Raw genomic sequence first — 20,897 nt, forward strand, 5'->3', positions numbered from 1 at the left:
CTCGCACACCAGGTCGCCCGGGCGCCGGGGTGTCCGTCACGCGGAACGCGTGTAGATCGCCAGCACTTCCAGCGAGCGCGGCGGGCTGTCCGGGTCCTCGCCGTCCGCGCCGGCCATCAGGACGTGCGCCTCCCGCGCGGCCTGGACCGCGTCGGGCCAGCCGGGGTGGTCCAGATACGCGGAGGCCGGTGCGTCGGCGCCCACCTGGTGCAGGATCTTCAGCACCCGCAGCACCGCGACGTCGACCAGCGCGGCCTCCTGCTGGTCGCGGAATATGGTGCCGACGTACTTGTCCGCCGACCAGTTGTCGAGCCAGGTGTCCTCGACGAGCCGGTAGACGGCGTCCGTGACGTCGCCGTAGCCCGCGCGTCCGGTCTGCCAGACCTCGCGCTGGAAGACCGGGTCGCTGATCATGTGCAGCGCCGAGCGCACATTGCTGCGCCAGCGCCACCACGGCATGTCGTTGAGGGGCATGCCTCCCATCGTGGAGGAGACACGGCCGCGACGGGAAGACTTCTCCGAACCTTGCACGACGGGCAATCGTACGCAATCGAACGGCGGCACCTGTAATTCACCTGAAAGTGACTCCCCGTTCCCGTCGGGTCACCCTCGTGTTGGGCGCGGACCGGAATCTTCCGTATCTATGACTGAACGGCGCATGTGCAGGGCTCGCCAGGCTGTCGTCCCACTGCTGGCCGCAGGTGCGCTGCTCAGTGGCTGCGGCGTGCTCCCGGGAAGCGCGGGGGGCTCCCCGGTGCCCGTCGTGGTGATGACGTGGGCGCCCGAGGACACCAGGTCGACCAACATGCCGGGCATGGTCGCCATGGCGCAGGCGTTCGAGCACTACGTCAACGACACCGGCGGTCTCAACGGCCGCAAGCTCAAGGTGCTGACCTGCAACGAGCGCAACGACTCGGTCGCGGTCTCGCAGTGCGCCCAGCAGGCCGCCGACAACCACGCGGTCGCCGTCGTGGGTTCCTACAGCCAGCAGGGCGGCGCCTTCACCGCCGCGCTCGCCTCGACCGACATCCCCTACGTCGGCGGTTACGGCATCACGCAGGACGAGTTCGAGAGCCCGCTGTCCTACCCGGTCAACGGCGGGCTGCCGGCGCTGCTCGCGGGCAGCGGCGGCCAGCTGTCCAAGCTGTGCAAGAAGGTTTCTCTTGTGCGCCCCGACACCATCACCGGCGACCAGTTCCCGATCTTCCTCGACCAGGCACTGACCGCCGCCGGCCGCCCGGCCGCCCGCGACCTGCCCACGCAGGACGACGCCACCGACTACACCGACGTGGCCCAGCAGGCGGTCGGCGACAACAAGGCCAGCAACTGCGTGTCCGCGGTGCTCGGCGACCACACCAGCACCTTCTTCGACTCGCTGCGCCGGCTCGGCGAGAAGCCGCCGAAGGTCAGGCTCTCCTCGGTCATAGGCAGCGTCCAGCAGTCGCTGGTGGACGCCACCGGCGGCCCGAACAGCCCGCTGGAGAACGCCGTGGTCACCGACTGGTACCCGCCGGCCGCCGACCCCAAGTGGGACGAGATGAAGGCGGTCGTCAACAAGTACGCCTTCTCCGACGACCGCATCGACGTCGCCGACCCCGGGGTCCAGACGACCTGGATCGCCTACACGGTCTTCAGCAAGGTGGTCAGGGCCATGGACAAGGGCGCGGCCGTCACCGCGGAGACCGTGCAGCGGGCGCTCGACCACACCACGAAGCTGTCCACCGGAGGGCTCACCCCCGACCTGGGCTGGACCGACACCGACCTGCTCGACATCCCCGACCACGCCCGCCTGGTGGACTCCAAGGTCACCTACCAGGTGGTCAAGGACGGCAAGCTGGTGCAGGTGGGCGCGGGCTTCGTGGACGTGGCGGCGACCATGCGCAGGGCCAGCAGCTTCCACTGACACCCGGGGTCCCGGGCCTGACGCCCGGGACCCGGAGCCCGTCCGCCGCCCGCCCGCTCAGAGCTGGCTGTACTGCCGCTGGGTCAGGCCGTACTTGGTGGCGATGGCATTCCAGAGCTTGACCGCGGCCTTCTTCTGGGACGTCGCGGTGCCGCTCTCCTTGTTGCCCGCCTGCGCCTCCGCGGTGGTGCGGGCGTGGCCGCCCTTGCACACCTTGCCGCCGCCCGCGGCCTGGTCGGCCCACGCGGCATAGTGGCCGTCGGCGGCGGAGGACGCCTGCCAGGCCTTGGTGAGCGCCGTGGTCAGTGCCTCGTGGTTGGGCAGCTTGTCGACGGACAGGCCGCCGAGCTGGGTGACCAGGCCGGTGCGCTGGGTCGCCGCGGCACGCAGGTCGGAGGCGGCGCCGGGCAGGTTCTTGCAGTTCCTGATCGACTCGACCGCGCCGACCACCGAGCTGCGGCTCGCGCCGCTGGTGTTGAGCAGCGAGTCCAGCGCCTTGGCCTGCGCCTCGGCGTCGCCGCCCGCGGCGGCCTTGGGGCTGGCCGAGGCGGAGCCGGAACCGTCGGCCTTGCCGGTGGCGGACGCACTGGGCTTGTTGTCGGCGCTGGCCTTGCCGCCGCCGTTCATCATGGCGCCGACCACCAGGCCCGCCACCACGCAGCCGGCCACCACGATCCCGATCACGACCTTGGGCGACATGCCGCGCCTGCGGTCGTCGTCGTCATAGTCGTCGTAGCCGGGCTCCCACGGCGGCTGGCCGTAGCCCTGCTGCTGCGCCTGCTGGGCCTGCTGCTGCGCGGACGGCGGCTGGATGATGCGCTGGCGCAGCGGCTCGGGGCCGGGGACGTCGTTCCTGAACAGGTGGTCGTAGTCGCTGTCGTGCTGCTGCCCCGGCTGCTGCCCCGGCTGGTCGTAGCCGGTCTGCTGCGCGAACTGCTGCCGGCCGCCGTACGACTGCGGGTCGGCGAAGGGCTGCGGGACGCCGTAGGGCTGCTGCTCGCCGTACTGCGGCTGCTCGGGGAATTCCTGCCCGGCGTAGCCCTGCGGCGGCTGGGGCTGCCCGTAGGCGTCGTAGGAGGGCTGCTGCGGCGCCTGCTGCGGCTGCTGCTCCTGGAAGATCGACAGCGGCATCGCCTGGGTGGACTCGGCGGGCGCGGGCTCGGGCGGGTTGGCACCCGGGTAGGGCGGCAGCATCTGCGTGGCGTCGGCGACCGGGGCGGCGGGCTGCGGCGGGGCCGCGGGTATCGGCGCGGGCGCGGGTATCGGCGCGGCCGCGGGTCCCGCTCCCGGGTACGGCGGCAGCATCTGCGTGGCGTCCGCGGGCTCGACGGCCTGCGGTGGGTACGCCGGGGGCTGCGGCGGTACGGGCGGGGCGCCGGCCGGCTGCCCGGGGTCGCCCCAGGGGGTGCCGCCCGCGGGCTGCACCTGGTCGCCGCCGTAGGCCACGGGGGGCTGCTGCCCGGCCGGGAGGACGACGCCCCGGTACGGTTCGGGCGCTTCCTCGCCGCGTCCGTTGCTGTGCATCGCCGTTGACTCCCGCCTTCACCAAGTGTCGGACGTCTGGACACGCTACCGGGTGAAGGGCGGGAGGGGCCACGAACCCGAACGAGTGAACGCAGGGGCCTCGCCTTGACGTACGGTCCGGGGCGCCGCGGGAGGCGGCGCCGCCGGGTTTCTCCAGCACTTTGCGGCGTTCCACGCGAACGGTGTCGGTCGGATAACGATTCGGTGTGGAGTTGCCGTTCGACCGTTTATGCGGCGTCCTGCGCTTCGAGCCGGGCGCCGAACTCGCGTACCGAGGGCTCGGCGGAGAACGGGTCGAGCCGCCTGCGGAAGTCCTCCAGGTACTCCGCGCCGCGGTCCGAGCGCAGTCCCGACAGCAGCGCGACGGCCTGCGTGCCGGTCTGGCAGGCCTGTTCGACCTCCCGCTGCTGCACCTGGGCGCCGGCCAGCAGCAGCATGTCGATCGCCCTGCGCCTGGTGCGGGTGGCCGGGTGCGCGGCGAGCGCCTCCTCCGCGCGCCGGGCGGCGGGCGCGGCCTGGCCCAGGTCGCGGTGGCAGTGCGCCAGTTCGTCGGCCAGGTAGGCGTGGTCGAAGTGCGCGATCCACGCCGGGTCCCGGTCGGGCTCCGAGCGCTCCATGGCGCCGACCGCGAGCCCCGCGACGGTCGCGAAGGTGCGGGCGTCGCCCAGCAGGGCGTGGCCGCGCGCCTCGGCCGCGTAGAACATCGCCTCCGCTGTGTGGCCGACCTGTCCCCTGGCTCCTTCCTGGGCCGCGCGGGCGAGTTGGGCGATCTCCCGGGGATTGCCGAGGGTGGCTGCCAGGTGGCTCATGCTCGCGGCCAGGATGTAGCCGCCGTAGCCGCGGTCGCCCGCGGCCTGGGCGAGCCGCAGCGCCTGGATGTAGTAGCGCTGCGCCAGGCCGGGTTGGCCGGTGTCCACCGCCATGTACCCGGCCAGTTCGGTCAGCCGGGCCACGGCGGAGAACAACTCGCGCCCTACCGACTCCCGGTAACTGCCCGCCAGCAGCCCGGAGACCACGCTGTTGAGGTAGTGCACCACCACCGGCCGCACATGGCCGCTGCCGAACCTGTGGTCCAGCTCCGTGAGCGCCTGGGTGGTGGCCTTGACCGCCTCGACGTCGGAAGCACCCACCCTTGCGCCGCCGTTGCGGGCCACGCCCTGGTCGGGCCGGGTGATCAGCCAGTCCCTGCTGGGCTCGACGAGCGCGGAGGCGGCGACCGTGGAGCCGGTGAGGAAGTCGCGCCTGCCGACGTCGCTGCGCCACAGCTCGCAGACCTGCTCGATCGCGCCCAGCACGGTCGGCGCGAAGTGCAGGCCGATGCCGGTGGCCAGGTTCTTGCCGTCGGCCATGCCGATCTCGTCTATCGACACCGCACGGCCGAGCTTGCGCCCCAGCGCCTCGGCGACGATCCCCGGCGCCCTGCCACGCGGCTGCTGGCCACGCAGCCAGCGGGCCACCGACGTCTTGTCGTAGCGCAGGTCGAGGCCGTGCTCCGCCCCGCACATGTTGACCCTGCGGGCGAGCCCGGCGTTGGAGCAGCCGGCCTCCTGGATCAGCGACTGGAGCCGCTCGTTGGGCTGCCGCGCCACAAGTGGTCGTGCGGCCATGGTGGTGTCCCCCTCGTCCTCGTCAACCCCGTCCTGGTGACTGACGTCGCTACGGCTCTGTGTCTGTAGGGCTCTTGTCCGTACGGCTGGGTGTCGGTACGGCTCTTCGTGGTCCGGGCCCGTCCCGGAACGGCACTGCCTGTGTGTCCGTACGGCCCGTCTCCCGTACGGCTCTGCATCGATACGGGGCAGCGCGCCGGTGTCCTGCGGCTCCCCGTGCGGATGCTTCCCACACTCCGGGCGGAAAATGCCCTGCTTTGCCGGTGTTTCACCGGAGCCGCCCGGCGGGCCGCCCCCCAGTGCCTACCCGCGGCGAAGGCCCGCTGCCCGTACGCGCCCCCGGCAGTGCATCCGTGCGCCCGCCATGAGCCGCGACATCCCCCCGTAACCCCCCGTCACCCGGGGAGTTGTGCAGCGCGTGGAAGACAGCATCGGAGTCCCGCGCCAGTTCACGGGTCAACTCCTCGACGCGGCGGTGCGCTACGCGGAGGAACGGCACTGGGACGTGCTGCCCGGCTCCTGGCTGGAGCCCGCCGCCTCCGGTGCGCCCCGCTGCTCCTGCGGGTCCGCCGGCTGCGCCGCGCCCGGCGCACATCCCGTGCGCCCCGACTGGGCAGGCCGCGGCAGCGGCACCGCACCCGCGGTGCGGCGCATGTGGCTGAAGCAGCCGCAGTCCTCGGTCCTGCTGCCCACCGGGCGCACCTTCGACGCCATCGACGTCTCCGAGGACGCCGGCTGCCTGGCGCTGGCCCGGATGGAGCGGATGGGCCTGCCGCTCGGCCCGGTCCTCGGCGCCCCAGGACGCCGGCTGCTCTTCTTCGTCCTGCCGGGCGCGGGCGCGAAGGTCCCCGAGCTGCTGCGCGGCCTCGGCTGGCCGCCCGAGTCGCTGGACCTGGCGGTGCTGGGCGAGGGCAGCTGGGTCGTCGCGCCGCCGACCAGGACCGCGCCGGGCGGGTGCGCCCAGTGGGTACGGCCGCCGTCCCAGGCCAACCGCTGGCTGCCGGAGGCGCAGGAGCTGCTGAGCCCGCTGGCGTACGCGTGCGGGCGGGAGACGGCCGCGGCCCGCGCCCGCTGACCCGCCCGGCCTGCCCGACCCTTCCGGCCTGCGACCCCGCTCACCGTCCGCACTCACCGCCCGCCACTCGTCACTGTCAGTGGCCCCCCGTAGGGTGGCAGCACGCGTGGGACCAGCGCGGGCAGGACACGGGGAGAGGGCCGCGACATGGCACAGGAGCCGGACGGCACACCGCCGCGGGCGGATCGGGGAGCGCCCCTGCCGTACTACGGGACGGCAGGCGGCAGCGGGCAGGCGCAGGGCGGCGCGGGCGCGCCGGACGGCGGACCGGTGCCCGCGGTGCGCGTGCGCGGGCTGTGGAAGCGCTTCGGCGAGCAGGCGGCCGTCGCCGGCATCGAACTCGACCTGCCCGCGGGCCGCTTCATCGGCCTGGTGGGGCCGAACGGCGCGGGCAAGACCACCACGCTGTCCATGGTCACAGGGCTGCTGCGGCCCGACGACGGCCTGGTGCAGATCAACGGCCACGACGTGTGGGCCGACCCGGTCGCGGTGAAGTCCAGGATCGGTGTGCTGCCCGAGGGCCTGCGGCTGTTCGAGCGGCTCTCCGGGCGCGAACTGCTCGCCTACACCGGGCGGCTGCGCGGCCTGCCCGGCGCCGAGGTCGACAAGCGCACCGGCCAGCTGCTCGACGTGCTCGACCTGACGGCCGCCCAGCACAAGCTGGTGGTGGACTACTCGACGGGCATGCGCAAGAAGATCGGCCTGGCCGCCGCGCTGCTGCACAACCCCGAGGTGCTCTTCCTCGACGAGCCCTTCGAAGGCGTCGACCCGGTGTCCGCCCAGGTCATCCGCGGCGTGCTGGAGCGCTACACGGCGGGCGGCGGCACCGTCGTCTTCTCCTCCCACGTGATGGAGCTGGTGGAGAGCCTGTGCGACTGGGTCGCGGTCATGGCCGCGGGCCGGATCGTGGCGCGCGGTCCGCTGGCCGAGGTGCGCGGCGAGGCGCCCACCCTGCAGGACGCCTTCCTGTCCCTGGTCGGCGCCGACCGGCGCACCGGCCAGGACCTCGACTGGCTGGGCGGCGGTTCCCGATGACCGCTGCGGCGCCGCCTTCCGTCTCCCCGCCCGCCACGGGCTCTGCCGGCGGTTCCGTCACCGGCGTCTTCGTCCGGCTCAAGCTGTCGCTGATGCGCAACGGACTGCGCCAGTCCCGCGGGCGGACCGTCGGCTGGTGCATCGGCGTGGGCCTGACGATGCTCTATGCGCTGGCGAACGGCGCGGGCATGATCGCGCTGCGCGGCAACCACTACGCACCCGCGGTCTCGGTGACCGTGGCCGTGGTGCTCGGCGTCGGCTGGGCGGTGATGCCGCTGTTCTTCTTCGGCGGCGACGACACCCTCGACCCGACCCGGCTGGCCATGCTGCCGCTGCGCCCGCGCCCCCTGCTGACCGCGCTGCTCACCTCCTCACTGGTCGGCGTCGGCCCGCTCTTCACCCTGCTGCTGGCCGCCGGCGCGGTGACCGCGGTCGCGCACGGCCCGGCGGCGGTCGTCGTCTCGGCCCTGTCCGTCGCCCTGCTGCTGGTCCTGTGCGTCGCACTGTCCCGTGCCATAGCCGCGGCCAACACCCGGCTGCTGACCAGCCGCAGGGGCCGCGACCTGGCGCTGCTCAGCGGTCTTTTCGTAGCGGTCGGCGCCCAGCTGGTCAACCTCGGGCTCAGCTCGCTGTCCGGCACCGACGGGCTGCACCGGGCCACGTCGGCGGCGTCCGTGCTGCGCTGGATACCGCCCGCCACCGCGGTCGACGCGGTCCGCTCCACCGGCCGGGGCGCGTACGGACTGGCGGCCGTGCAACTCGCCGTGACCGTCGCGGCGACCGCCCTGGTGCTGCGCTGGTGGCACCGCAGCCTCTTCCGGCTGATGGTCTCGCCCGACGCGTCCACGATCGCCGCGGCCCCCGAGGCGTCCGGCGGCCGCGACCGGTCGGCGGGTCGCTCCCCGCTGGGCCTGCGGCTGCCCTCGGGGCGTACGGGCACGGTCATGCAGCGGCAGTTCCGCTACATGTGGCGTGACCCGCGGGCCAAGGCGGCGCTCGCGACCGGCCTGGCGGTCGGCCTGCTGCTGCCGCTGGTCGCCGTCGTCCAGCACGGCACGGTCTACCAGTGCCTGTGGGCCGCCGGCCTGCTCGGCATACAGATGTACAACCAGTTCGGTCTCGACGGCTCCGCCTTCTGGACCGTCATGGCCACGATCGCCGACCGCCGCGACGCCGAGGCCGAACTGCGCGGCCGGGCGCTGGCCATCGCAGTGATCGCCGTCCCCTACGTCACGGTGGTGACCACCGGCGCCGCCGTCCTGCTCGGGCAGGCGGACGCACTCGCCGAGACACTCGGCCTGTCCTTCGCCTTCACCGGCGCGCTGGTGGCCACCGGCGGCTTCGCCAGCGTGCGCTACCCGTACGCGGTGCCGCGCGACAACCCCTTCTCCAACGCCGCCCCCGGCCAGAGCGGCCTGGTGATGATCAACGTCTTCGGCGGCACCCTCACCGGGGCGGCGCTGTGCCTGCCGGTGCTCGGGCCGGTCGTCGCCCTGCACCTCACGGGCCACCACGGCCTGCTCTGGCTGGCCCTCCCGGTCGGCGCCCTCTACGGTGCCGCGCTGGCCGCGCTGGCCCTGCGCTTCACCGCGCCCCGACTCCTCGACCGCCTCCCCGAGATCCTCGCGACGGTGCGCAAGTGAGAGGGCAGGTCCCGGGTCGGGGTCACGCTCTCCCGGCCGGCGGGCGGCGGAAGGTCGTGGCCAGGGCCAGCAGCGGGAGGGCGGCGCCCAGAGCGGCCGCGTAGGGCCAGCCGCCGAGGTGGTAGGCGGCGGACCCGGCCTGCGACCCGACCGCGCCGCCGACGAAGAAGGTCGCCATGAAGGCGCTGTTGAGCCGCGCCCTCGCGCCGCCGTCCAGCTGGTAGACCACGTGCTGCCCCAGGATCAGCGTGGTCTGGACGGCCATGTCCAGCAGCACGGCCGCCGCACCCAGGGCCAGCACGCTGTGCCGACCCACCCCCGCCACACCGAAGGCGACCGCAGCGGCCATGAAGGCGGCAGCCGTCATCGGCCGGACCAGTCCGCGGTCCGCCCACCTCCCGGCCAGCGGGGCGATCAGCGCGCCGCCCGCGCCCGCCAGGGCGAACAGCCCGACCTGCCACTGCCGGTAGTGGAAGGGCGCCGCGGTCAGGACGAAGGAGATCGTCGTCCAGAAGACGCTGAACGCCCCGAACATCGCCGCCTGGTACAGCGCCCGGCGCCGCAGCGCCGGATGGACCCCGAGCAGCCGCACCGTCGAGCGCAGCAGCGCCCCGTACCGCAGCGCGGCGGCCGGCGGGCGCGGCGGCAGGGCCGAGCGCAGCACCAGCGTCAGTACGGTCATCAGCGCGGCCGAGCCGAGGTAGACCACCCGCCAGCTCGTCGCGCCCGCCACGACGCTGCCGACGGTGCGGGACAGCAGGATGCCGGTGAGCAGCCCGCTCATCACCTGCCCGACCACCCGCCCCCGGCTCGCGTCCGGCGCGAGGTCCGCGGCGAAGGGCACGAGTATCTGCGCGACGGTGAGCGTGCACCCCACCACGAGCGAGGCGGCCAGCAGCACCGCGAAGTCCGGTGCCGCACCGGCCAGGACGAGCGCGCCGACGGTCAGCGACAGCAGCAGCGTCGCGAGCCGCCGCTTCTCGGTGACGTCGCCCAGCGGCACGATCAGCAGCAGGCCGAGCGCGTAGCCGAGCTGGGTGGCGGTCACCAGGCTGCCCGCGACGACCGAGCCGATGTGGAAGGACCGCCGCAGCTCGCTCAGCAGCGGCTGGGCGTAGTACAGGTTGGCCACCGTCAGTCCGCAGGACACGGCGAGCAGGACCACCAGGCGCCGCGGCGGCCCCGCCTGCGCCGCGTCCGGTACGGCAGGGCCGGCCGTCCTGGCGGCGGAATCGGCAAGCTCTGCGGGGCCGTTGGGCTGGGACATCGACACCTCACTGCGCGGACGGACACGGGCGGGAACCGGTTTGACCGGTGCTGCGAAGGTACCAGTCAAACCGGTTCCACCAGTAGGCTGAGCCGTATGGAGGAGATCACCGCACCGCCGCGTTTCCGGCAGGGCTCGGGACGGCTGTGCCTGGACTACCTGCGGACCCTGCGCTACCGCGGCACTCCCCGGGCGACGGAGGAACTCGCCGACCCGGCCGCGCTCATGGCGTGGGTACGGCAGTGCGGGCCGGCGGTCGAAGGCCCGCGCTCAGCGCCCGGGCCCGGCCCGGCCGACGTGCTCGCCGCACGGGCGCTGCGCGAGGCCGCGTACACCCTGGTCACCGCGGCGGTCGCCGCGGGCGCCGCGGTCGCGCCCGCCCCCGCGGTCCGCGCCCGGCTCAACCGGGCCGCCGCCGCGGACGTGCCCGTGCCCCACCTCGCCCCCGACGGTGCGGTGCGGCACCGCGCCGAGGATCCCGTACGCGCGGTGCTCGCGCTCGTCGCCCGCGACGCGCTCGACCTCGTCGCCTCCCCCGCCCTCCTCCCCCGCGTCCACGCCTGCGCGTCCCCCACCTGCGGCGCCCTCTTCCTCGACCACTCCCGCCCCGGCACCCGCCGCTGGTGCTCGATGGACACGTGCGGCAACCAGTCCAAGAAGTCGTCTTTCCGCTCCGCGGGAAGACGGTGAGCTGCCCCTTGCGGTGAGCGGTCGACCTCAGCACCGTCGTGACTGGTCGCGCAGTTCCCCGCGCCCCTGGGTGATTGCCACTTGCCGTGGCGTTGCTTGCTTTCCGCCCCTTCGGGCTGAGCGCGCAGTTCCCCGCGCCCCTGGAGGGGTGCCCTCTTCCCCCAGGGTGAGCGTTTCCAGGGGCGCGGGGAACTGCGCGCCCCATCACAACGCACCGAATGGTGCGACCCCACGGCAAGTGGCACCCACCCAGGGGCGCGAGGAACTGCGCGACCAGCCACCGCGGCGGGGAAGGTGACCGCCCACCGCAAGGGGCAGGACCTGAAGGGGCGCGGGGAACTGCGCGACCAGCCACAGCGCACCGCAAGGGGCAAGCGCACCGCAAGGGGCAGGCGTCTGGACTCCCGGGCTCACCGCCGGGGGCTAGTTGGCGAGGCGGGTGCGCCAGGTGGGGTGGAGGTCGTCGAGGAGGGCCTCGACTCGGGGGGGCAGGCCCCGCGAGGGGCCGTTGAGGGCGGCGGCGCGGGCCAGCAGCGTGGCCGCGGCGGCCTCGACCCGCGCAGAATCCCCCGTGGCATGCGCGGCCCGCAAAAGCTCGAGCCACAGCCGCTCGTCGTCGGGCGCGACCCCGAGCCCGGTCTCCACGGCGGCGACAGCCGCCTTCGGCTTCGCGGCGTCGAGGTGCAGCGACGACAGCCCGAGCGCGATCTCGGCGACGAGCACGGGGTGCTGCGCGTCGACGATCTCGTGCGCGAGCCACCCGTAGCGCCCGGGGGCGCGGTCTTCGAGCAGCCGCCCGCGCGCCAGCGACAGCGCGTCGGTGAGCAGCCGGCGGCGGGCGGCCGCGTCGCCCGCCGCCCCGCCACGGTCTGCTTCGTGGTGCAGGGTCTGGAGGACGTCCCAGTCGGAGACGACGGACGTGGCGAGCACGATGCGCCCGGTGTCGTCGAAGGACATGCGGGCGGTGCCGTCGGGGTCGGTGCCGAGCCAGTCGCGGAGGCGTTCGACGAGGGCGTCGCGTACGTCCTCGGTGACGCCGCGGGGCCAGAGCGCGGAGGCGAGGACGCGGGGGTGGACGCCTTCGCGGTGCAGCAGGAGCAGGGCGAGGGCTTCGTGCAGCAGGGCGCTGCGTTCTGCGGGCGGCGCGTCGACGCCGATGAGTTCGAAGGGGCCGAGCAGCCTGGCGTAGATGCCGGGGCGGCCCTGGTCGCTGAGGTCGACGAGGAAGGGCGGTGCGTCGGGGCCGGGTTCGGGACCGTCGCCTCCGTTGCCGGCTTCGGCGAACAGCCGCAGGACGGCGGCGTATTGGGCGGCGGGCAGCCGCTGCGCGGTGAGGTCGAGGCCGAGCAGGGGTGCGGTGAGCCGCCCGTCGGCGCTGACGTGGAGTTCCCAGGCGGCGCCGGGGAGTGCGGTGGTGCCGGCGGCGACGAGGTAGCCGATGCCGAGCCGGCCTGCGTCGGCGGCGAGTTCGGCGAGGCGTTCGGCTTCCTCCTCGGTGGGCCGGGCGGCGACGAGCACGAGGTGGGGTGCCCACTGGGTGTGCTGGGCGCGGCCGGTCCTGCCGGTGAGGACGCTGTCCTGGCCGGCGTTGCGCAGGGCGGCGAGGCGCTGCGCGGTCTCGGCGGCCATGGTCTCGATGACCTCGGGCACGTCGGCGAGGTGGCGTACCCGGGCGGGGGCGAGCGCGGTGAGGTCCTCGGCGAAGCCGACGAGGGTGACCGTCATGCGGTCGGACCAGCCGTTGGTGGCCAACTCGGCGGCGACGGCGGCGAGTACGGCTTCGCGGTCGGCCCTGCCGCCGCTGAGCGAGACGATGCCGGGCACCGCTTCGAGGTTGAGCAGCAGCCGCGCGCCGTCGAGGGTGCCGAGCACCGCGAGTCCGGGGTACGGGGCTGCCGCCGCGGTGTCGGCGTCCTCGGGGAGTGCGGCCCGGGCGAGCCGCCAGAAGGTGTCGTCCTGGCCGAGCTGCCAGGGGGCGGGTGGCCGCCCTTCGGGCCAGGCGAGTTGGAGGTGGAGTTCGTCGGCGGTGAGCCAGGCCGCGTAGACGGTGGGGAGTTGGCGGCCTTCGGTGTCGAGCCGGGCGGACAGTGCGCGCAGGCCGCGGTCGAGGAAGGCGACGGTGTCGGGGTCGGCGCCGATGCGCAGCGCGTCGGCGGCGTCGGCCTGCGGCCCTGCGGGGGTGCGCGGGGTGCGCAGCACGCCTTCCGCGACGGACTGCCACAGTGCGGTGCGCCGCCGGCGTCCCAGGGCGGCGAGCAGGCCTGCGGCGAGCAGCGGGGCGGCGATCAGGGCTTCGGGCAGCGCGGACAGGCCGCCGCCGTGGGCGCCCTGGTCCGCCGCGGTGGCGGTCGCCGGGGCGTGCTCCTGGGTCTCGGCATGCGCGGGCGCGCGGGCCGGAGCGGGCTCGGCGGGCGGCGCCTGCACGTCGTGCCCGGCGACGGCGGGCGCGGGGTCGGCGTGGGCGCCTTCCGCGGTGGTGTCCTTGGCGCCGCCGTGCTCCGCGTAGTGCTTGACGTCGTGGGCGACGTGCGGGGCGGCGACGGGCATCTCGACCAGGTCGCCGCCGTGCGCGTCGCCCGGCATCTCCATGACCCAGCCGGGGCGGATCAGGCTGGCCTGCGAGAGCCGGGAACCGTCGGGCTGCACACGGTCCTTGTTGAGTTCGTAGATCTCCTTGTAGCGGCGGCCGTCGCCGAGGTGGCGCTGCGCGATGTCCCACAGCGAGTCGTGGTGGCGGCCCTCGGGCGGCTGGATGCGGTAGAACTTCGTGGCCTGCTGGCTGCGTTCGACGCCGTGTGCGGTGCCGGCCCGCGCGCCGCCGTCCTGGTGCGGGGTGACGACGGCGGAGGACTGGGCCTGGTGCGGAACTCCCGGTGTCTGCTGGGCGGTTGCCGCGACGCCGGGCCTGGCCTCCTGGTGCGCCCTGTGATGGGTGCCGAGTTGGCCGAGGCCGGGGGTGAGGGTCGCGGCGCCGACCCCCAGCAGCAGCAGCGCGGCCACCAGTTGGCGGGCGAGCAGCTGGCTGGCGCCGGATGCGGGGATGTGGTGCGGCAGTCCGACGCCCGACACCGCCGCCTTGGCCTCCACCAGCACGCACGCGGCGAACTGCGCCCAGGCCAGCCAGACCACCACGGCGAGGGAGTTGACGAAGGTCTCGGTGGTGATCGGCTGGCGCAGCACGTCGGAGTCGAAGTGGTGCGGGAAGGGCGAGCCGATGAAGTAGAGCAGCGCACCCGGCACACCGACCACCAGGACGGCGAGCACCACGAAGGCGCCGAGCGCGCGGACGACGTCGCCGAACGTGCGGTGCCTGCGCGGCGGTCGGCCCTGAGCAGGCCCCTGCTGCGGGTGGGTGCGTCCCGTGGCGGTCGTGCGTGCCATCGCTGCTGCCCTGCTTCCTCTGGCTGGCTGTACGTCGTCGCTGCGTCGGTACGTGTACGTCGTCGGTACGTGTGCGTCGTCGGTCGGTACGTCGTCGGTCGGGTGCTCTCAGCGGGTCAGTGACTGGGCGGACGCGACCCCTTTGGCGTGCTGGTCGCCGCTGAGGAAGAAGCCGCTCAGCATCGGCTGGTAGGTGAGCTGGACCTGCACGGTGACCTGGTCGGCGTTGGTCGGCGCCACGCAGTGCGAGGCCCGGACGTCGTCGCCGTCGAGGCCGGCGGCCTCAAGGAAGGTGCGGATGTCGGCGTCGCAGTCGGTGTAGTTGATGGGTGCGGTCGCGCCCAGGTCCGCGGCGCTGCGCAGGGCGTCCACGTCGATGTCCTGGGCGGCGGCGCGGGCGGCCTGCTCGGCCAGGTCGGCGGCGCGCTCGCGTTTGGCGACGGTCATGCCGCCGTCCACGACGAAGGCGGCCAGCGCGATGAAGAGCAGCGCGAAGATGACGACCGCGATGGCACCCGACCCGCGGTCGCTGCCGCCTGCGGCGGCCGGCCGTGCGTGCAGCCGCTTCACTCGTACCTCCGGTAGGGGTCGAGCGGTGCGGCGAACTGGCTGCTCATGGTGGTGGGGATGCTGAGCCCGACGACGGCGAGGCCGCGTACCGTGCACGACAGCTGGACGGCGTAGTGGCCGCCCTGCGCGGTCCAGTCGGTGCCGTCGGTGGTCATGTGGACCGCGCCCTCGCAGATGCCCTGGAGGTCGTCGGTCGCGGCCTGCAGCGCGGCCCGGTCGGCGGCGCCGCGCTCGCCCTGGAGCGAGCCGGCCCGTGCGGCGTCGCGCGCGGCGCCGTCCAGTGCGCCCCGCCCGTCGACCAGTTGGCCGAAGGCGACCAGCACCAGGATGAAGAGGATCAGCAGCGGCGCCAGGATGACGATCTCGATCGTGGAGATCCCCGCGTCCGCCCCTGACGTCCCTTCCGCCGCGGGCGCCGCCTGGGCGCGCCCGCGCAGTCGGGCGACCGCGGCCGTGAGTGTCGTCATCCGCGCCTCACCCGCCCTGCACGAAGCGTTCGATCGGCCCCTGGGACCGCTCGTCCACGGTGATCCCGATGCCGAGGATCGACGGCACATGCCCGACGACCTCGACGCTGACGTTGTCGCCGTCGCGCTGGACGTCGACGTGGTGCGAGGTCAGCAGGCTGCCGCCGAGCTGGTCGATGTAGCCGTTCGCCTTGGTGCGCGCCCGGTCCTGCCAGTCGTCGTGCACGGCCGCCTGCGCCCGGGCTTCCCTGGCCCCGGCGCGGGCAGCGGCCTGCGCGACGTGCGCGGCGAAGTAGTACATCGCGAACTGCACGGTCAGGAAGATGACGCCGAAGACGATCGGCGTCAGGAACACGAACTCGATCGCGGTCATGCCGCGGTCGCCGCTCCCGCGCCGGCCCACGCCGCTGTCGCCGCGCGCTGCGGCGAGCCGGCCGCGCAGGGCTCGGCGGTACGTATGCAGGCTGCTCATCCCCGTCAGCTCATCTCCCCCGTCGGCTTCCCGTCATCGGCGCTGCCGGACCGCTTCCGCGGTCCTCAGCAGCTGGTGTCCTTGGACGCCTTGTCGATGCAGCTGGTGACGCTGTCCTTCTTGGTGTCCAGGGCCTTGCTGATGGCCACGCCGATCCCGGCGACCAGGGCCGCCACGATGGCCGAGATGATCACCCACTCGACGGCCGAGGCGCCGACGCTGCGGCCCTCGGTCCTGGCCCATTCGATGCGCCGGCGGACGAAGGCGACGAGCGGCTGTGTCGCTCTGGCAAGGGGATGAGGACTGTTCATTGTCCGGTTCCTTTCTGGCTACGGCACTTGCTCGGGCACTTGCTGCCGCCCCGGTCGGGGCGCGTTCGGCGTACGGGTGGCCGCCTGCGGTCGGGTCAGGCCTGGAAGACGCGCATGGCGGCCGGGAAGATCAGGAAGACCAGGAATCCCGCGGCGAGCATCAGCTGCGCCACGAGCATGGACTGCGAGTTCTCGCCTGCGGACCCCTCGATCTCGGCGAGTTCGCGGTGCCGCATGGTCTCCGCGCGGGAGGCCAGCGACTCGCGGACCTTGGCGCCGTCGTCGGCGACCAGGCCCAAGGCGACGGACAGGTCCTGCAGTTCCTCGACGCCCAGTTCGGCACCGAGCCGGCCGAGCGCCACCCACTGGCTGATGCCGGTGATGCGCGCGTCGGCCAGGCAGCTGCGGATGCGTACCAGCGCCCAGCCGTCGCTGACCTCGGCGGCGGCCATCAGCGCCTCCGGCAGGCCGCGCCCGCCGGCCAGGTTCATCGCGACCAGGTCGAGGTAGGCGCCGATGACCCGGCGCAGGTCCTTGCGCTTGTCGGCGGCGTCGCGGCGCACTTCGACGTCGGGCAGGAAGAAGAAGAGCGCCGCGCAGGCCAGCGCGAGCCAGACCGGCACGATCGGGTTGACGCCGAAGCCCAGTTGCCACACCAGGGCGAACAGGAAGGGGCCGAAGACCAGGCCGGAGGCGGCGAGCAGGATCTTGGTGGCGAGGAATCCCTCCCAGCTGCGGTCGAGTACGGCCAGGTCGGCGCGCAACGAGCGCATCTCCCAGCCCTGTTCGAGGTAGAAGGCGGCGATCCGGCGGCCGACCCTGCCGCGCAGGTCGGTGGGGCGCGGTGCCGGCCCCGAGGCGGGTCCCGCGGCGCGCAGCGCGTCGATCTCCGCGATGGTCGCCGCGGCGCTGCGGCGGCGCGGGACGAGCGCCCTGATCAGGGCGAAGACGCCGAGCCCGGTGACGGCGCCGAGCAGTGCGGACAGTGCGATGTCGTTCACAGGTGCCCCGCTTCCTGGCGCTGGGCGTGCAGTTCGGGCGAGTGGACGAGGAAGCGGGCGGGCGTCTCGACCTTCGACAGGCTGCGCAGCCACCAGAAGCCGCCGGCGAACAGCGCGCACACCACGGCCAGCACCAGCTGGCCGACCAGCGTGCCGTAGGGCTTGACGAAGCCGCGGTTGAAGATCGCCAGGGCGAGCACGACGACCACCGAGACGATGACGACGATCTGCACGCTGCGCCGGGTGCTGGCCCGCTGCGCCATGACCCGCTGCCGCATGTCCACTTCCTCGCGGGCGGACTTGGCCAGTGCGCCCAGCACGTCGCGCAGCCCGGGGCCGCGCAGCCGGGAGTTGAGGATCAGGGCGGCGATGATGATGTCGGCGGAGGCGTCGTTGATCTCGTCGGCGAGGTGCTGGAGCGCGTCGGGCAGCGGGGTGCGCGAACGCAGCCGGTCGACCAGCGACTCCAGGTGGCTGCGCAGCGCCGGTGCCGCCGCACGGGCCGAGGCGGGGATGGCCTGTTCCAGGCCGACGGCGCCGGCGATGGTGTCCCGCAGCGACTCCGTCCACGACGCCAGCGCCTCGACGCGCTTCATCGCGGCCCGCTCTTCGGCGGCGCCGCCGAAGAGCCGGTCCCAGGTGAAGACCAGCAGTGCGGTGGCGATGCCGAGCACCGCCCAGCGGGTCAGCGCCATGACGGCGATGCCGGCCACCGCGGCGACGGAGCCGCGCTGCGACAGGAAGCGCACGAAGTCGGAGGCGCGGTCGGCGGACGTCTGGCCCGCCACCGCGGGTTTGGGCGCCCAGCCGCGGATCGCGACCACGAGAAGCGCGACGCCGCCGCCTGCCAGCGCACCGGCGAGAAGTGCGTACATCACGGTCAGGGAGAAGACTCCGGTCATCACCGCCACACCCCCGTGGGCTGGTAGCCGCAGGCGAGGAGTTCGTCGAGGCAGGCGAGCGGTGCGTGCGGCATCGCCACACCGTCGCGGCCCTCGGCGAAGACCTCGCTGGAAAGGACCCTGCCGTCCACGCCGTTGACCTCGCGGACCGAGGTGACGACGCGGCGCAGGGTGCCGCCGTGCTGGTAGTCGTTGCGCCGCTGCACGAAGACCACGAAGTCGATCGCGCCGGCGACGAGCATCTGCGAGGCCTCGACGGGCAGCCGTTCGCGCGCCTGGAGGGCGTAGGTGGAGATGCGGTTGAAGACCTCGGCCGAGCTGTTGGCGTGGATGGTGGACAGCGAGCCGTCGTTGCCCTGCGACATGGCGTTGAGCATGGTGACGATCTCGTCGCCGAGAACCTCGCCGACGATGACCCGCGAGGGGTTCATGCGCAGCGAGCGGCGTACCAGCTCGGCCATGGATATCGCGCCCTGGCCTTCGGAGTTGGGCAGCCGCTCCTCGAACGCCACCACGTTGGGGTGCAGTTCGGGGAACTGGTCGAGGCCGAGTTCCAGGGCGCGCTCGACGGTGATCAGCCGCTCCTGCGGGGGGATGACGTTGGCCAGTGCCCGCAGCAGGGTGGTCTTGCCCGCGTTGGTGGCGCCGGCGATCATCACGTTCTTGCGGGCCAGCACCGCCGCAGACAGGAAGCTGCCCAGCTCCGGTGTGAGCGTGTGGTTCCCGACGAGGTCGGCGAGGAAGACCTTGCCGAGCCGGGCGCGGCGGATGGACAGCGCGGGGCGGCGCGTCACGTCCATCACCGCGGACAGCCGCGAACCGTCGGGCAGTCGCAGGTCCAGTTGCGGGTTGGCGGAGTCGAAGGGGCGCGAGGACAGGCCGGAGTAGGCGCCCAGCACCTGGATCAGCTCGACGAGTTCGTCGTCGGTCTCGGCGACCGGCTCGACCTGGATCTCGCGCCCGTCGGCGTAACCGACGAACACCTGGTCGCAGCCGTTGATGTCGATGTTCTCCACTTCCGGGTCGTCCAGCAGCGGTTGCAGCCGGCCGACGCCGAAGAGCGCCGCGTGCACGGCCGCCGCGTAGGCCTCCTCGGCGAGCGCGTCAGGCGGGGTGCGGCCGACGGTGATCTCGGCGCGGGCGTAGTCCTCCAGGATCTGCGCGATGATCGCCCGGGCGAACTGCCGCTCGTCCTCAGCGGACATGGCGATCTCGCCGGCGACCTGGTCGAGCCGGCGCTGCTCGGCGATACGGTCGCCGGCCTCCTGCCGGAACCGCTTGACCAGTTGGTGGTCGATCTCGCTCATCGGAAGACCCCGTAGCGCTGCGGTACGTCGGCGGCGACCTGCCGGGCCGAGCGGATCAGCAGCGACTTGTCGAGCCGGCCGCGGCGGCGGCCACCCAGCATCTCGGCGCCCGCCGTGTCGTGGGCGAGGGTGCCGACGACGCGGGCGGCGATCTGCGAGGCGACCAGCATCTCGTTGGCCTGGGCGGCGATCCTGGCGCTCTGCCCGGGCTCGGCGATCAGGACGACGCCGATCGGCGGGTAGCCGAGGGCGGCGGCGCCGCGCTGCGAGCCGTGCAGCTTGGCGGACAGCGCACCGGCCCGGTCCCTGACCCGCGCCAGCTGCTCGGCCTCGGTCCTGGCGACCAGCAGCACCAGGGAGGCGTGCGCGAGCATGCCGAGCGCCGGGGTGTCGCCGCCGATGCGGCCGCAGTCGGCGATGACGTCTGCGGCGCCATTGGGCGACTCGGCCAGTGTGGCGAAGGCCTGGCCGAGTATCGGCCACAACCCGCTGAGTCCCGCGGCCTGTTCCGCGCTGCCGATGCCGACCAGGATGTCGAGGCCGCCGCTGAGCGGCTGCGCGTGGTCCCACAACTGCTCGGCGGCAAGGCCCCGTCGGGCGGTCGCGGCCAGCGACAGCAGCCCGACGTTGGGATCGAGTACCCCGCCGTGCGCGCCGCGCGAGCGGTAGACGAGGTCGCCGCCGGCCGGGTCGGTCTCGGCCAGCAGGGCGCGCCGCGGCCACACCGCGGCGAGCGCGAGTGCCGCGGTGGTGACGCCGGGTGAGCCCTTGTCGGCGGCGATGGCGATGAGTGCCATGACGTGGTCCGCCGCTCGCTCAGTTCCCGCCGGCGGGCGGGACGCGGACCAGGGCGACGTTGTTGGCGGAGGCCGCGATGGTCAGCGGGCCTGCGTCGGCGGTGTCGGCGATCACGGTGACGTTGGTGTCGCCGGTGCCCAGGTCGGAGTTGTCGGTGCCGATCGACTTCACGATGAGCCGGTTGCTGATCAGCGTGCTGCGCGGAGCATTTCCGGTGTCGCCGGACGTTCCGCTCGTGGCACCGCTGTTCTGGCTCTTGGCCGCGTCGTTGCCGACGACGTAGGCGGCCACGGTGTCGCCGACGCTGATGCCGCCCTTGGGGAACTGGCCGTCCTTGAGGGACAGTCCGACCAGCGACTTGCCCGCGGTGAGGACGTTGTCCTTCTTGGTGATCATCTGGTCGGACAGGACCGAGTCGGGGACGAGGGTGACCGCGGCCCGGTAGTTCTTCACCAGGTCGCCGCGCTGCTCCCAGCGGATCAGGCCGAGCCCGGTGTTCTCCGAGAGCATCACCTCGCGGATCGCGGACTGCGGTATCTGGTCGCCGGCCGCGACCGGTTGGGTGATCTCGACGTACGAGACCTTGTCGCCGGCCCGCATCACCATCACGGTGGCGCCGAGCGCGCCCAGCAGGATGAGCAGCACGGCGAGCGCGGCCAGTGCGGGCTTGCGCTCCCGCGGCGCCACCGGAAGGCGTTCACCGCCGGGAACTCCCAGTGACGGTGCGGGTACGCCTGCCGGGCGGCCCGCGCCGCCGCCGGCACTCGAACGGTCCCTGGTCCTCACGACTGCCCCCGTAGTCCTGCGTGCGCCGAAATCGGCCGTCGATGGGGGGTGGCCGCCGTATTCCGTTACGGCGTCGCCCCGTTGCCGATGTCAAGTCACGGCACGCTATCAGCGCCGGATAAACCCCCTCAAGGAGTGTTGCGCGACAAGGCAGGCAC

At 73.5% G+C, this 20,897-nt stretch carries 19 protein-coding genes; 5 read left to right on the plus strand and 14 right to left on the minus strand.

Annotated elements, in window-relative coordinates; translation table 11 throughout:
• Nucleotides 1-36: 36 nt before the first annotated feature.
• A complete protein-coding gene (locus JT723_RS26590) occupies nucleotides 37-483 on the minus strand; it encodes an SCO4402 family protein (protein ID WP_205047334.1) in 447 nt (148 codons plus the stop codon).
• Nucleotides 484-754: 271 nt separating this feature from the next.
• Between JT723_RS26590 and JT723_RS26595 the strand changes: the two genes are divergently transcribed.
• Nucleotides 755-1,903 carry an ABC transporter substrate-binding protein gene (locus JT723_RS26595; RefSeq protein ID WP_251512987.1) on the plus strand — a complete coding sequence of 383 codons (1,149 nt, stop codon included), beginning with the start codon at nucleotides 755-757 and terminating at the stop codon, nucleotides 1,901-1,903.
• Nucleotides 1,904-1,960: 57 nt separating this feature from the next.
• Here the strand turns inward: JT723_RS26595 and JT723_RS26600 are convergent, their stop codons facing one another.
• Nucleotides 1,961-3,427 (minus strand): hypothetical protein, encoded by a 1,467-nt coding sequence (locus JT723_RS26600; RefSeq protein ID WP_205047335.1) that lies wholly within the window; start codon nucleotides 3,425-3,427, stop codon nucleotides 1,961-1,963.
• 227 nt (nucleotides 3,428-3,654) lie between these two features.
• Complete coding sequence (locus JT723_RS26605; RefSeq protein ID WP_205047336.1) at nucleotides 3,655-5,034, minus strand: NsdA family TPR-like regulatory protein; 1,380 nt, start codon at nucleotides 5,032-5,034, stop codon at nucleotides 3,655-3,657.
• 418 nt (nucleotides 5,035-5,452) lie between these two features.
• Between JT723_RS26605 and JT723_RS26610 the strand changes: the two genes are divergently transcribed.
• The 3 genes from JT723_RS26610 (at nucleotide 5,453) to JT723_RS26620 (ending at nucleotide 8,787) form a co-directional block, all read left to right on the plus strand.
• Nucleotides 5,453-6,109: a bifunctional DNA primase/polymerase gene (locus JT723_RS26610; RefSeq protein ID WP_251512989.1), complete on the plus strand. Its 657-nt coding sequence runs from the start codon at nucleotides 5,453-5,455 to the stop codon at nucleotides 6,107-6,109.
• Nucleotides 6,110-6,256: 147 nt separating this feature from the next.
• Nucleotides 6,257-7,144 (plus strand): ABC transporter ATP-binding protein, encoded by an 888-nt coding sequence (locus JT723_RS26615; protein ID WP_205047337.1) that lies wholly within the window; start codon nucleotides 6,257-6,259, stop codon nucleotides 7,142-7,144.
• Nucleotides 7,141-8,787 carry a transporter gene (locus JT723_RS26620; RefSeq protein WP_205047338.1) on the plus strand — a complete coding sequence of 549 codons (1,647 nt, stop codon included), beginning with the start codon at nucleotides 7,141-7,143 and terminating at the stop codon, nucleotides 8,785-8,787. The genes JT723_RS26615 and JT723_RS26620 overlap by 4 nt, the downstream gene beginning before the upstream one ends.
• 22 nt (nucleotides 8,788-8,809) lie before the next feature.
• Here the strand turns inward: JT723_RS26620 and JT723_RS26625 are convergent, their stop codons facing one another.
• Nucleotides 8,810-10,054 carry an MFS transporter gene (locus JT723_RS26625; protein ID WP_205047339.1) on the minus strand — a complete coding sequence of 415 codons (1,245 nt, stop codon included), beginning with the start codon at nucleotides 10,052-10,054 and terminating at the stop codon, nucleotides 8,810-8,812.
• Nucleotides 10,055-10,150: 96 nt separating this feature from the next.
• On the opposite strand from JT723_RS26625, the gene JT723_RS26630 reads away from it, so the two are divergent.
• Nucleotides 10,151-10,744 (plus strand): CGNR zinc finger domain-containing protein, encoded by a 594-nt coding sequence (locus tag JT723_RS26630; RefSeq protein ID WP_205047340.1) that lies wholly within the window; start codon nucleotides 10,151-10,153, stop codon nucleotides 10,742-10,744.
• Nucleotides 10,745-11,167: 423 nt separating this feature from the next.
• On the opposite strand, the gene JT723_RS26635 is transcribed toward JT723_RS26630, so the two are convergent.
• The 10 genes from JT723_RS26635 to JT723_RS26680 all read right to left on the minus strand — a co-directional run bounded on the left by JT723_RS26635 (nucleotide 11,168) and on the right by JT723_RS26680 (nucleotide 20,739).
• A complete protein-coding gene (locus JT723_RS26635) occupies nucleotides 11,168-14,125 on the minus strand; it encodes a LysM peptidoglycan-binding domain-containing protein (RefSeq protein WP_205047341.1) in 2,958 nt (985 codons plus the stop codon).
• 108 nt (nucleotides 14,126-14,233) lie between these two features.
• Nucleotides 14,234-14,695 carry a pilus assembly protein TadG-related protein gene (locus JT723_RS26640; RefSeq protein WP_205047342.1) on the minus strand — a complete coding sequence of 154 codons (462 nt, stop codon included), beginning with the start codon at nucleotides 14,693-14,695 and terminating at the stop codon, nucleotides 14,234-14,236.
• A complete protein-coding gene (locus tag JT723_RS26645; protein WP_205047343.1) occupies nucleotides 14,692-15,162 on the minus strand; it encodes a TadE/TadG family type IV pilus assembly protein in 471 nt (156 codons plus the stop codon). Before JT723_RS26645 ends, JT723_RS26640 begins: the two co-directional genes overlap by 4 nt.
• 7 nt (nucleotides 15,163-15,169) lie before the next feature.
• A complete protein-coding gene (locus tag JT723_RS26650; protein ID WP_240166226.1) occupies nucleotides 15,170-15,634 on the minus strand; it encodes a TadE/TadG family type IV pilus assembly protein in 465 nt (154 codons plus the stop codon).
• Nucleotides 15,635-15,699: 65 nt separating this feature from the next.
• Nucleotides 15,700-15,945 (minus strand): hypothetical protein, encoded by a 246-nt coding sequence (locus JT723_RS26655; RefSeq protein ID WP_205047344.1) that lies wholly within the window; start codon nucleotides 15,943-15,945, stop codon nucleotides 15,700-15,702.
• A 95-nt stretch (nucleotides 15,946-16,040) separates the two neighbouring features.
• Nucleotides 16,041-16,946, minus strand: coding sequence for a type II secretion system F family protein (locus JT723_RS26660; protein ID WP_205047345.1), 906 nt, complete (start codon nucleotides 16,944-16,946; stop codon nucleotides 16,041-16,043).
• Complete coding sequence (locus tag JT723_RS26665) at nucleotides 16,943-17,848, minus strand: type II secretion system F family protein (RefSeq protein ID WP_205047346.1); 906 nt, start codon at nucleotides 17,846-17,848, stop codon at nucleotides 16,943-16,945. The genes JT723_RS26660 and JT723_RS26665 overlap by 4 nt, the downstream gene beginning before the upstream one ends.
• Nucleotides 17,848-19,155 carry a TadA family conjugal transfer-associated ATPase gene (locus JT723_RS26670; protein ID WP_205047347.1) on the minus strand — a complete coding sequence of 436 codons (1,308 nt, stop codon included), beginning with the start codon at nucleotides 19,153-19,155 and terminating at the stop codon, nucleotides 17,848-17,850. The genes JT723_RS26665 and JT723_RS26670 overlap by 1 nt, the downstream gene beginning before the upstream one ends.
• Nucleotides 19,152-19,952 (minus strand): hypothetical protein, encoded by an 801-nt coding sequence (locus JT723_RS26675; RefSeq protein ID WP_205047348.1) that lies wholly within the window; start codon nucleotides 19,950-19,952, stop codon nucleotides 19,152-19,154. The genes JT723_RS26670 and JT723_RS26675 overlap by 4 nt, the downstream gene beginning before the upstream one ends.
• Before the next feature lie 19 nt (nucleotides 19,953-19,971).
• On the minus strand, nucleotides 19,972-20,739 hold the full coding sequence (locus JT723_RS26680; RefSeq protein ID WP_205047349.1) for a hypothetical protein: 768 nt from the start codon (nucleotides 20,737-20,739) through the stop codon (nucleotides 19,972-19,974).
• Nucleotides 20,740-20,897: the final 158 nt, after the last annotated feature.

Source organism: Actinacidiphila bryophytorum (genome assembly GCF_016916835.1).
In the GTDB taxonomy this organism is placed as follows: domain Bacteria; phylum Actinomycetota; class Actinomycetes; order Streptomycetales; family Streptomycetaceae; genus Actinacidiphila; species Actinacidiphila bryophytorum.